The sequence below is a fragment of the Aeromicrobium sp. genome, from assembly GCF_014378035.1.
Taxonomy (GTDB): domain Bacteria; phylum Actinomycetota; class Actinomycetes; order Propionibacteriales; family Nocardioidaceae; genus Aeromicrobium.
This window is the reverse complement of record NZ_JACMOM010000122.1, coordinates 1-11,172: the sequence shown is the minus strand read 5'-3', so window position 1 is coordinate 11,172 and position 11,172 is coordinate 1. Positions and strand designations below refer to the sequence as shown.

Sequence of the window (11,172 nt, the reverse complement as noted above, 5' to 3'; positions counted from 1 at the left end):
TACCTGGCCACCAGTGGATACTTTTTCATGGCCACGGACACTCATCGACCCCGAGGACCCGGACACCGTCGAAGCGGGTGATGTCGTCAATCCTGACTCGGCTCACGATTTTGGGTTGAGTGGGGTCGCGGTCTGCTGACCTGGGGGTTCGTGTCCGGGGGGTGACGGATTTGCGCACTAGCCGGGGCTCCATAGGGTGCTGCGGTGGCCTACGTGCGGACGGTGAAGACCTCTTCGGGGGCTACCGCGGTGCAGATTGTGCATTCCTCGCGGCGTGGTTCCCGCAAGATCGAGCATTGCGGCTCGGCCCATACCCCTGAGGATGTCGAGGCTCTCAAGGCAGTTGCTGGCCAGCGGTTGGCCGAGGGACAGGCCGAGCTTGATCTAGGTCTTGAGGTCGTCGCGGCTGCTGCTTCGGGTGGGCCGTTGGAGATTGTCTCCTCGCGGATGGGACACCTCCTGGAGGCACTGTGTCGTGCTTACGACGTCCTCGGCTTCGAGGAGGCTGCTGGTGGCGATGACGTCTTTCGTCAGCTCGTGCTGGCCCGGATCATCGAGCCCACCAGCAAGGAAGACAGTGTGCGGGTCCTCGAAGAGACCGGCCTGAAGGCGGCGTCTTACGCGACGATCAAGCGACGTCTGCCGCTCTACGGGCAAGACACGTGGCGTCAGAAGCTGGCTGCTGCGTGTGCGGCCCGCGCGGCCTTAGGCCCTGCCAGCTTGATTTTGTACGACGTCACGACGTTGTACTTCGAGACCCACGAGGGTGACGGGTTCCGTGAACCGGGGTTCTCCAAAGAGCGGCGCCTGGAACCCCAGATCACCGTCGGGCTGTTGACCGATGCGACTGGGTTCCCGTTGATGATCGAGGCGTTCGAAGGCAACAAAGCCGAGACGAAGACGATGCTGCCGACGATCACCTCGTTTATGGCCGCCCACGACCTCGCTGACGTCACCGTGGTGGCTGATGCGGGGATGGTCTCAGAGGCCAACAGGGAGGCGCTCGAGGACGCTGGACTGTCGTACATCATCGGTGCCCGGATCCCCGAGGAGCCGTACCAGGTCAAGGCCTGGCGCAAGGACCACCCCGGCACCGAGATCGGCGACGGCCAGGTCTTCACCCAACCCTGGCCAGCGACCCCTGTTCAGAAGGCGGCTGGGCGTCGCGACAAGGTCACCTACTACCGCTTCAAGGCCGACTCAGCGCGGCGGTCCCTGCACGGGATCGACACCCAGATCGGCAAAGCCGAACGAGCCGTTGCCGGCAAGGAACCCGTGAAGCGGAACAGGTTCGTGAAGCTCACCGGCGGCGACAAGCAGGTCAACCGCGAACTCGAAGCCAAGGCCCGTGCGGTGGCAGCGCTGAAGGCCTACATCACCAACATGGTCGACCCGACACCGGAGTCCGTGATCGGCGCCTACCACCAGCTGTGGCACGTCGAGAAGTCATTTCGGATGTCCAAGCACGACCTGCGGGCGCGGCCGATCTATCACCACAAGAGGGAGTCGATCGAGGCGCACATGTCGATCGTGTTCGCTGCCCTGGCGATCGTCCGGCTGATCGAGGACCGCACGGGCTGGTCGATCAAGAAGTTCGTCCGCACCACCCGGCGCTACCGCAGAGTCGAGATCCGCCTCGGCGCGCACACCATCACCGCCGAAGACCCGCTACCGCCCGATCTACGCGATGCGCTCGCTCAGATCACCTGAACAAGGTGCGCACTAGCGTGAGCCGAGTCAGGTCAAGGGTTGTGGGCCGCCAGCCGAGTGGCTCGTGCGCCAACCGGCGAATCACGGTGTCCCGCGGGGCGCCTTCGCAGCCGCAACGGCGACACCACTGGTCGGGTTCGAGGACCCGGCAGGCCAGCACCGCCCTGTGCTCTTCGAGGCGCTGCCCGACGGCGACGAGTCCGAGCTCGTCGAGGCGGCAGAACGTGGTCAGGTCAGGGCGCGCGAAGGTAGCGTCAGGCATGTCGAGGTCTTCCAGATGGGCAGTGTGAGAACTTCCATCTTCGGGAGACCTCGACGCCTATCCCGTGATCGCCACGCCGACCCGATCTACACCCTCATCTGTGAAGAGCCGAATTAGTGCCTTGCCGACGCACTAACCAAACACATCGTCGCAGGTCAGCGCGATCCAGCCTCCGAAAATGTCGTCACGTGACCCAACTCAGGCCGTAGCATCCTCATCGTGTGGCGAATACTGGCCCGGTTGCCTTGGGGGACGCGTCTGGCGGCGGTGATTCTCGGTCCGGTGGTGACGGCGGGCCCCGTGCTGCTCTCATCGGGTGTTGGCGCCAGAGACGCGTCTCAAGCGGCATCAATCATGAGCGGCGGATGGCTCGTGTTTGCGTGGGTCGTTGCCACACCGCTGGTGGTAATGGAGTTCAGGGCGTCCCGGACATACCGCCTGCGCCGTTCCCGTCTGTGGGGTGCGGCGGCTGTTGGCGTCCTGGTGGCCGTAGCTGTCTTGCCGGTGGTGTTCCGCCTCGGTCCGGCAGACCGGTGGATCCGAAGTACTTATGGATGGCGGTGACGTCCTATGTCGTGTTGCTGTTGGGCTACCTCGTCGGCACGGTGGCGGCCTGCGTCTTGCTGAGTGCTCGTTCCGGTGAGGTGTGACGCTGCCCCGCCCGCCCCTCAGGTGTTCACGGTGAACCGTCGCCATCCGCGTCCCATGTCCATGACGGTCCTCCAAACTGCCGCCTTGAACTCCCGGGTCTCTGATGCGACCTCGCGTCGGAAGTCCTGCAGAAGCCACCTGTCCCCGTCGTGGCTCATGACAAGGGTGTTGTCAGTCCACAGCTGATAGGGCTGTTCGCTCGTGCCGAGTGCGGGGACTTCGACTAGTTCGACGAGACGGACCTCGACGGCGCCGTTCTTCTCGCCTGACCTGATGTAGGACTTGGATCCTGCGGTCATGCGGGATCCGGGGAACGCAGGAAGCGCTGTGATGGTGGCCCGGGCGGCGTCGGTGGCATTCGCGTCTAGCAGCTCTAGCGCTTCCGCTCGAGCCGTCCCGGCTGTCTGATCCTCGATCGCGTGATTGAGGAGTATCGCGATTCGTTCGGCGTCACCCCTCGACGGGGCGGCGGAGGCCGCGAGATCTAGCTGACTGGAGTTCGGCTCGGCGGGTGCCGGCGACACGGATGCACCGCCGGGTTCATCGCCAACGATCCTTAAGTCGGGTCGAACTGTTCCGTTCAGGGAGGGTGCGGGCTCGGCAGCGGCTGACTCGGTCCGAGCGGGCTCGTTCATGTTCTTGTCCTCAGCGCTCGGTGTACAGCCGGACAGGGCGAGTATGAAGCTCGCGAGCAGGCAGACCGCCGACTTGGGATGCGATGTCATTGTGCGTTCTGGCTGATGGCGTCGGCGAACGCGAACGCATAAGCGAGTTGTCCGGCGGGTTTGGGGTGGAAGCTGTTCATTCCGGGAATTGATCCGCCTCCGGCGCTCAGGGAGTGGATCCATTCTTCGTCGCCGTACTGGCAAGCGCCATGGCTGTTGAATCGGGAGACTACCTGGCTTCCTGCCGACCAAACCTGGGTCTTGTGAACACCTGTTCGGACGCTGGTTTGTGATGCGCGATGTATGACGTCGTTGAGCTGTAGGACTAGTCGGCGCATCGTTTGTCTCTCATCGTCACCGATGGGGGTACAAACCGCATTGATCTTGTTGCCGCCTGGGTCAACGACGACTGGGTAGCCGCCAACGACTATATCGGCGTTGGGTGCGGCGTCTCGCAGGTCGTTGTAGAAGGAGTGCAGGTTTGGGAACATCCCGCCGATTTCGGCCGACCATGCTGATTCGTTGGAGGAGCAGTTCGAGAAGACGCAGGATTTTAGTTTGTCTGAGAAGCCGACGTCGTTTCCGCCCACTGTCGCCGTTACCAGTTGGGGCGCCTTGGGATACTGCGCGAAGAACGTCGATATGTAGGACATCTGTGCGCGGACGCCTCCGTCGACGCCCGTCGTAAGCGTGTCACCTTGGCAGGCCGTGAGTGCGGTGATGGTTTGAGCGTCAGGTTGCATCTGAAAGGGCCACGCTGCGCCTGTTCGTCTGCAGTCGTAGTGCATTTCGTATTCGATTGCGCTTTCCTTGGCGCCCAGTCCCGAGGAATAGGAGTCGCCGAGGGCAATGTAGGCGCGGCCGTAGGCGATCCCTCTGGTGCGAGCGTTGGTCGAACTGACCCAGGAACCCTCCACGAAGCCTCGGGTCGGTCTGACCATGAACTGGTAGTAACGACCGCCAGCAAGCGGGTAGAGGTCCCATTGCAAGATGGCTGGCCCCACCGAATATGGCAGGGTGGTGACGGTCGGGCTGTGCGCCATGGTGCGATATCCCAGCAAGTAGCCCTGCGGGTTCGATGAAGACCGCCAGGTACCCAGGACCCCGGTTGCGTCCAGTCCGTCTCGAGTCCGCGCGAACACGGCCGGGACGGTGCGGTCGAAAGGCAATGCCGTGATTGCCGAACGCGCGGTCGCTCCGCGGAGTCCGGTCATGAAGCCCTTGGCTGGCGTCAGAGCGAATCCGTAATCGCCACCCGCGACGAGTGGCTCCATCGTCCATCGATCGTCCGCGCCGACGGCGTAGGGCAGTTGCTCCCAGGTGTTACCCAGCTGACCGATTTGATAGTTCAGGAACATGCCGGTGGCGCCCGAGCTGACCCTGGACCAGGAAACGGTCGCGGTTTCGGGGCCTGCAGTGACTGCGGGAGCTGGGCCAGCTACACCCCAGGCTGTTTGCGCGACGATGGAGGGCGCAGCGGTTCCGATCCCCATGCGGGAGAGAGCTTCGCTCACTCTCTGCGCGATGATCGTTTCGCCCGTGGCGTTCGGATGCACTCCGTCCCACGTGTGGGATCGAGGGATCCAACCTGTCAAGTTCTTCACAATCTCCACACGCTCGTTTGCAGTGTTTAGTTCGGTACGCAGGCCCGGCAGCAGCGCGGCGTACTGCGCGGTCTGTGAAGCCAGGATGTCGTTGCCGGTCCAGGGGTCGTAGGCGTTGGTGACTTCGGCTATGACTACGTCGATGCCGGGCTTTGCGGCGCGGGCTCGCTGAATGTACGACTTCGCGTTCGCGATGGTCGCTGCTGGAGAGGTGAAGTAGGACAAGTCGTTGTAGCCGAGTGCGACGATGAGAACGTCGGCCGACGACGCTGTCACTTGGCCACCGACGTTCGGGAGTTGATCGATGAAGGTGGTGCCCCATCGGGCGCCGTGCGCCTTGCCGGCGAAGTTGACCGCATAGCGCTGTGATCCTTGGACGTTGTTGACGTTGTCGTAGAGCGCGGTGTCGGGGCCGACAAACGTCACCCCGGCGGGTGCCGTGGTGGTCAGCTTCTTCCACAGGCGGTACCGCCACGTGTAGTCACCCGAAGAACCCTGCGTGATGGAATCTCCAGTGACCAGCACTCGTCGGAGTTCGGCGGCGCTCGAGGCTGGGGCTTGGGTGGCGGCGAAGACGGTGAGCGACATCGTGGCGAGCACGAAGGACGCGACTGCCGTCATGAAAGTGGTGACTCGGTCCGGGGTGGACCCGGCAGGGCGCGTCATCCGAGGTCGGCGTTAGCGAACTGCAGCCACCCGAGACCGGGGAGCGTGGTCGAGTCAATCGTTGCTGATCTGCTGGCGATGCCCGCATCCATCCCGGCGTCTCGTGGGGTAAGACTCTGCAGTTGCCAGCGGCCCTCGATCCAAGATACGACGCCCCCGGCCACCAGCCACCGCTCGGTGCCTTCGGTGGTGAGTGGGGCGCTAACCTCGACCATCACTGCGTCCGGCCGGGATTGCGCGCCGGCGTGACCCAGTACGCGGTAGGCGCCGCGCATGGCGGCGAGGTCCGCCCCGTTGCCACGGGGTATTCGGGCCAGCATCTCGCGGTCGGCGGTGTTGAGCACGGTGGAGACGACCCGGGCAGCTTCCGCCGGGTTCTGCTCCGCCACCGGGGAGCCGAGCAGCCAGACCGCGTCAGCGACGAAGGCTTCGACCGCCCGCGTGATCGTCCGTTCACGAACGGGGGGCAACTGCGTTTTCGCGTTGGCCGCGCCGGGGTCGACCCTTGCCGGACCCTTCTCCAGGCCCTCGAGTCCGGGGGGTGTCTCCGGAGGACCGGCCGGCGCCCGAGGCGGCACCGCAGCCACTGCCTCGGCAGCAGGCCTTTGCTCTACGTCTCCTGCTTGCAGTGCCAGCAGGAACTGTGATCCGGCGGCGATCAGGACAACGCTAGCAATTGCGGCGACTACCGTCACCGGGCCTCGTTCGAGAGTCATATGCGGGCAACCAATCCGAGAGTTGTGGCAAGCGCGTGAGTTCACACACTCGACGTTCCGGGCCAAAGACGCAAGGACTGAAGCCATAGATGACTCGAAGTGACTGGTACTGGGCAGGTTCAGGGGGTCGTAGCAACACCAGCCTGTAGCGAGGACTCTAGCTGGGCTTGGTAGACCTCAGTAGGGGTCCGCCAATCGAGGCTCTTGCGTGGCCTGCCGTTGAGGGTGGCCACGACGGCCATGAGCTCCTCGTAGCTCCAACGCGACAGGTCGGTGCCCTTGGGGAAGTACTGGCGCAGCAGCCCGTTGGACGCTCCTATGTTTGTCAAGCCATCGCAGCGGCTTCGTGCAGCCGAACTGCTGCCTCGATTTTTCGGTACAGGCGTCGTGCGAGTGCGCGTTTGAGAGAGCGGCGGATATCGCGGTGGGTCTTGCCGTTGGCGCTGCGTCGGAGCTCGTAGGCGGGTCTCGGGGTCCACCTCATGCGCGTGATGGCCACGGTGTGAAGGGCTCGGTTCAGTGCGCGATCGCCGCCGCGGTTGAGTCGGTGGCGTGAGCTTTGACCACTGCTGATTTCGAGTGGAGCGACGCCGGCCAGGGACGCGAAGGCCGCCTCGTTGCGGACCCGGCCGCGGTGGGACCAACTGATCAGTAGTTGCGCGGCTACGACCGGGCCGACGCCGGCTCGGAAGATGTCAAGGCTGGTGAGACAGTCGGGCGTAGCCTCGATCCACCGATGGACCTGCCCGGGATGAGTTGATCGTCGCCGCTGTGAGGTGAGGGTTGCCGATGCGCGGGAATCGGCCGGACCTCGCTGTCCGGGCGTTCCCTGTGTGGTTCTCGGTCGTGCAGCGGTGCTGCTGGATGGTCAGGCCGTGTGGGCCGTCGGCGGATCGCTGACCCGGTCGAACAGGGTTGTCCAGGCGTTCTCCCATGGCCAGGCCGTGGGGAGGTGCAGCGTCACTCGTCGTGCCGAGGACGCGATCCGGGCGGGACGGCGATGAGTTTGCGACGGATCGTCGCGGTGGTGGCCTTGGCCAGGGCTGGGCCGGTGAGGGTCGCGGCGGCTCGGGTGAGGTTGAACGCGATGACCGCGAGCACGAGCCAGGCTGCGTTGGCGTTGAACACCCCGGACGGCAGGTTCGCCAGCGCAGAGTTCTTCAGGTCGGAGTGGACCTGTTCGATGATCGCGTGGCCGCGGTGGGTCTTGTCCGCGGCCACGGTGTCGGCCACGGCCGGGTCGGTGGTGGTGAAGAACGCATGGAAGCGCCAGGTGTCGAACAACGTCTCCTGACCGTTCTTGGCGCTGGGGTTGAGGTCGGGGATCCGGCGGACCACGAGTCGTCCGGTGACATGCTCGGCCTTCTTCTTGGAAGTGAACGCGGTGAACGCAATCTCGGCGACCTCGGCACGAGAGACCCAGGTGCTGGTGGGTTCGTCGAAGACGGCGTCGGTGTAATCGATGGTGGTCCACGCATCGTCATCGATGGTGGCGATTGCGGCCTTGACCTTGGGGTCCATCCGGACGGTGACCGAGACATCGGCGCCAGCTCGTAGTGCAGCACCGACCGTGGCGTAGCCGTAGAACGCGGAGTCGGCACGCACCAACGGCGTCGCCGGGGACAACGAGCCGATCGTCTTCAACGCGTCCGCGACCAGCCGCGCCGCGCCCCGCGGGGATCCGCACGATCCCTTCCGGAGCCGTTGGGCCACGATCACCGGCGCCGACGCGCTGGTCGACACGGTCGCGAGCGGAACTCGACCAGTTGCTGCCGCACGTCGTCCGGCACAGCCTTCGCGGTCGCCGCGACCTCTGCCCACGGGATCACCTCGACCGGGTTGTGCCAGCTTCCATCGACGCCGAAGCCGAGCCCTTCGGCCGTGCCAACGATCCGCTCCCCCGTCTCCGGGTCGTGGTGATGGGTGCCCGACCAGCCGGCCCCCCGGGCGTGGGCGACCTCGGCAGGGTCGATCAGGATCGAGGTCAGCGGCCAGCCCGACCACGACCGCAGCAGCTCGTGCTGCCGCCTGCGGCCGGTCACGATGGTCGGCTGGCTCGCCATCACGCCACCTCGGCGTCGGCACCCTCAGCAATGGTGCCGACGTCGTCGTTGGTGTCGGTCTCGAGCTGACGCAGTCGACGTACCGTCGCCTGGTCGAGTCCGGTCAGCCGCACGACGTCCTTGACCGCGAGCCGCTCCGCGAGGACTCGTTCGATCGCGGCCGCGGCCGCGATCTCCGCGTCCGTGACCGCCTGCTCGGCCACGGTCCGCGGTGCCAATGCCACCGCCCGCGTCGACGGCGATGGGGGTGATGACGGCCGCAGCGGCCACCAGGCTCGCCGCGACGACGGCACGGCGGCGGCGCCTTATGCTCACGGCCGTGCATCTCACGTTCTCGAAGGTCAACGGGGACTCGTAGAGGTCACGGACGCGGCGGTCGAACTCGCCGTTCATCTCGCTCTCCCACTGCTCATCCGGGTGCTGACCGGGGTGGTTGTTGTTCATCGGTCTTCCTTCGGACGTCCGGGGTGCAGGTCGGCGGTTAGGCGGTCACGCAGCACCGCGACGGCCCGGCTGCAGTGCGACTTGACAGTGCCGACCGAGATGCCGAGGACGTCTGCGGTCTCGGCATCGCTCAGCTGCTCGTAGTAGCGCAGCACCACGACGGCCCGCGCCTTCGGCGGCAACGACGTGACGACGTCCCACAGCGCCGCGATGCGACCCTCGTCGTAGGCGTCGTGGCGGAGGCTCTCGGGGAGCGCCTCGGTGGCGTACTCCTTCCGCTTCCATGCCCGGCGCCACAGCGAGTTGCTCTCATTGACCATGGTCCGGCGCATGTAGGCATCGACCGAGACGCGGTCGATGACCTTGTCCCAGGCCAGGTACAGCTTGGCCAGCGACGTCTGCAGGATGTCCTCGGCCTGGTGCCGGTCTCCGGTCAGCAGGTAAGCCATCCGGAGCAGACTGGGCTGGCGCGCCTGCAGGTACGCCGTGAACTCGGCGTCGCGACCTTCGTGCCGGCCCATGGCCCCGTGTTGGGTCTGTCCCGGTCGTTCAGCACCATCATCACGGCTCCTCCTTCACGTTCACGCCACCAAGACGCGAACCGTCCGCAGAAGGTTGCAACCGGGCGCCGCCCGCCGGCCAAGAGATAGCCGCTGCGTCGGCACGGCCCGGCCGGAGTGAGCACCGACATCGCCCACGCGACCGAAACCGTCCGAGCTGGACGACCGCCTGGCAACCCCTGCTCCGACACGGGACGGCGCCGTTCTAGGGACACGGCTGCGCACATAGCCGATCGACACGCGTGCCCGCTCATGCCGCCTTCCGCGCGCGCTCGTGCCGATGAGCGGGCGTGCCCTCGACCGGCATAAGTCAGGGCTCAGGCTGTCATTCGCTCTGCCCCCGGATCGCTGCGCTCAGAACCACCAGCCGCCGCTCAAGTTCCGCCTTGTCCTGGACGAGGCGGTCATGCCAGACGTCCCAATCTGCGTGACCATCGAGAGTGTCGCGCCAAGAGGTCAGGTCAAGTTCACGTGTCTCGGGGTAGTAGAGGATCCAATCCTCGTCGCCATTGGATGACCCCTCGTAGCCAACTTCGAGCGCCGCTACCTTCGGCGCGCCACGGTGCTTCTGCAGCCAGGACGAGACGCGGGATCTTCTTGGCCCTGCATGGCCGGAGGACAACAATTCGCTGGTGGGCGAGGACCTCATCACGTCGTACTGACCGATCTTGACGTAGTGCGCCTCCAGCATCGCGGCTGTCAGGTGCCGCTCGACGAGAGCAAAGAAGTCCTGCGAGGTGATCACGCTTGACAGTGTGGACGATCTACGAGCGCACGCGGCGACCCGCACTCTTCTGCCGCTCCACGGGCTCCGCCCAACCATGAGGGCGGGATACTGGCCGCATGACGTCGCTGGGACAGGTTCGCGTCTGGAACATCGAAGACGGGTGGGGAGTCATCGACTCGGTCGCCACGCCTGGTGGCTGCTGGGCGCACTACTCAGCCGTCCTCGTCGCGGGCCACAGGAGCCTGCACGCGGGACAGCTCGTGAGGTTCAGCTTCGAGACTGTGGAACAGGACGGCTACGCGTTTCGAGCGGTCGAGGCATGGCCGGCCGAGCAGACCCCGGTGCGCATGAATCACATCGACTCCGGTCCGACCTCGGCCTACCGGTCGACCTTGACCCTCACCTTCGATGACGAGGGTCGCAGCGGTTGAGCCTAACTGCTCCGTCGGGTGTCCGGTCTCAAGAGGACGGCTGAGCGAATGGCCCCGACGGGCTACCTAGAACGCCTTTCTATGCCGCCCTGCGGGCCGCCCGACTATGCCGCCTTGAGGGCCCCGCCCGACCATGCCGCCGTACGGGCTCCGCCCGACTATGCCGCCGTACGGGCTCCGCCCGACTATGCCGCGTCGCGTGCGGCGTCGTCCCAGAGACGGGCAGCCGCTATGCGCCGGGGTAAGGGGGCTTTCACACCCAACCATGCCGCCCGTTTTACGGAGTCCTACCGATCCGGTTAGCTCTCTGGCGCCCGACTACAGATCAGCCGGCGAGGTCGATCTGACGGACCGAGGTCCGGGTCACCGCGAAGAGGCCCGGCCCCTTCTCGACGGCGCTGTCCCAGATTGCCGACCGGTTGACGACGAACGCTTCGGCCATGTGCTCAGCGGTCAGGTTGCCCGAGGTGAGGTAGAAGGCTCGAACTCCATGCGCGATGATCGCGGTGCGTTCGGCTGGGCGGTAGCGAATTCTTTCGTCCTTGGCCAGCACTGGCCAGCCATTCTCTCCAGCCAATTGAAGCCAATCAGTGTCGTTGACACCTTGGCCCGTCTCCTCGCCGTAGTGCTCGGCCATCGTCACCAGTGACCAGCCGTCGGCGCGGAGAAGGCG

Annotated in this window: 11 protein-coding genes and 3 pseudogenes; 2 read left to right on the top strand and 12 right to left on the bottom strand. The window is 65.4% G+C overall.

The genetic code is table 11. The annotated features are described in order from the left end of the window. The first annotated feature begins 249 nt into the window (after nt 1-249). A complete protein-coding gene (locus H7290_RS06085; protein WP_290513127.1) occupies nt 250-1,710 on the top strand; it encodes an IS1634 family transposase in 1,461 nt (486 codons plus the stop codon). A gap of 28 nt (nt 1,711-1,738) precedes the next feature. Here H7290_RS06085 and H7290_RS06080 read toward each other — a convergent pair. The 11 genes and pseudogenes from H7290_RS06080 to H7290_RS06030 all read right to left on the bottom strand — a co-directional run. After that, a pseudogene (locus tag H7290_RS06080) lies at nt 1,739-1,972 on the bottom strand (ISL3 family transposase); the annotation flags it as partial. 668 nt (nt 1,973-2,640) lie between these two features. Beyond that, nucleotides 2,641-3,348 (bottom strand): hypothetical protein, encoded by a 708-nt coding sequence (locus H7290_RS06075; RefSeq protein ID WP_290513125.1) that lies wholly within the window; start codon nt 3,346-3,348, stop codon nt 2,641-2,643. Further along, nucleotides 3,345-5,480 (bottom strand): GDSL-type esterase/lipase family protein, encoded by a 2,136-nt coding sequence (locus tag H7290_RS06070; protein WP_290513124.1) that lies wholly within the window; start codon nt 5,478-5,480, stop codon nt 3,345-3,347. The genes H7290_RS06075 and H7290_RS06070 overlap by 4 nt, the downstream gene beginning before the upstream one ends. A gap of 74 nt (nt 5,481-5,554) precedes the next feature. Next, complete coding sequence (locus H7290_RS06065; RefSeq protein WP_290513123.1) at nt 5,555-6,253, bottom strand: hypothetical protein; 699 nt, start codon at nt 6,251-6,253, stop codon at nt 5,555-5,557. A 140-nt stretch (nt 6,254-6,393) separates the two neighbouring features. Then, nucleotides 6,394-6,585: pseudogene (locus H7290_RS06060) on the bottom strand (IS30 family transposase); the annotation flags it as partial. Nucleotides 6,586-6,599: 14 nt separating this feature from the next. After that, nucleotides 6,600-7,004 carry an IS110 family transposase gene (locus H7290_RS06055; protein ID WP_290513126.1) on the bottom strand — a complete coding sequence of 135 codons (405 nt, stop codon included), beginning with the start codon at nt 7,002-7,004 and terminating at the stop codon, nt 6,600-6,602. 138 nt (nt 7,005-7,142) lie between these two features. Further along, nucleotides 7,143-8,026, bottom strand: a pseudogene (locus H7290_RS06050) (IS1380 family transposase); the annotation flags it as partial. After that, nucleotides 7,990-8,337 (bottom strand): hypothetical protein, encoded by a 348-nt coding sequence (locus tag H7290_RS06045; protein ID WP_290513122.1) that lies wholly within the window; start codon nt 8,335-8,337, stop codon nt 7,990-7,992. The pseudogene H7290_RS06050 and the gene H7290_RS06045, both read right to left, overlap by 37 nt. Beyond that, entirely contained in the window at nt 8,337-8,561 is a 225-nt protein-coding gene (locus H7290_RS06040) for a hypothetical protein (protein ID WP_290513121.1), read from the bottom strand. Before H7290_RS06040 ends, H7290_RS06045 begins: the two co-directional genes overlap by 1 nt. Nucleotides 8,562-8,777: 216 nt before the next feature. Continuing rightward, on the bottom strand, nt 8,778-9,302 hold the full coding sequence (locus tag H7290_RS06035; protein WP_290513120.1) for a SigE family RNA polymerase sigma factor: 525 nt from the start codon (nt 9,300-9,302) through the stop codon (nt 8,778-8,780). A gap of 364 nt (nt 9,303-9,666) precedes the next feature. Next, nucleotides 9,667-10,086 (bottom strand): hypothetical protein, encoded by a 420-nt coding sequence (locus tag H7290_RS06030; RefSeq protein WP_290513119.1) that lies wholly within the window; start codon nt 10,084-10,086, stop codon nt 9,667-9,669. 98 nt (nt 10,087-10,184) lie between these two features. On the opposite strand from H7290_RS06030, the gene H7290_RS06025 reads away from it, so the two are divergent. Continuing rightward, nucleotides 10,185-10,499: a cold-shock protein gene (locus H7290_RS06025; protein WP_290513118.1), complete on the top strand. Its 315-nt coding sequence runs from the start codon at nt 10,185-10,187 to the stop codon at nt 10,497-10,499. A gap of 325 nt (nt 10,500-10,824) precedes the next feature. Here H7290_RS06025 and H7290_RS06020 read toward each other — a convergent pair. Further along, a partial coding sequence (locus tag H7290_RS06020; protein WP_290513117.1) for a hypothetical protein occupies nt 10,825-11,172 on the bottom strand: 348 nt, incomplete at its 5' end.

Excerpts from the sequence above, each read along its gene's own strand:
- H7290_RS06075 (WP_290513125.1), bottom strand. The coding sequence starts at position 3,348 with ATGACATCGCATCCCAAGTCGGCGGTCTGCCTGCTCGCGAGCTTCATA.
- H7290_RS06070 (WP_290513124.1), bottom strand. The coding sequence starts at position 5,480 with ATGTCGCTCACCGTCTTCGCCGCCACCCAAGCCCCAGCCTCGAGCGCC.
- H7290_RS06045 (WP_290513122.1), bottom strand. The coding sequence starts at position 8,337 with ATGGCGAGCCAGCCGACCATCGTGACCGGCCGCAGGCGGCAGCACGAG.
- H7290_RS06035 (WP_290513120.1), bottom strand. The coding sequence starts at position 9,302 with ATGGGCCGGCACGAAGGTCGCGACGCCGAGTTCACGGCGTACCTGCAG.
- H7290_RS06025 (WP_290513118.1), top strand. The coding sequence starts at position 10,185 with ATGACGTCGCTGGGACAGGTTCGCGTCTGGAACATCGAAGACGGGTGG.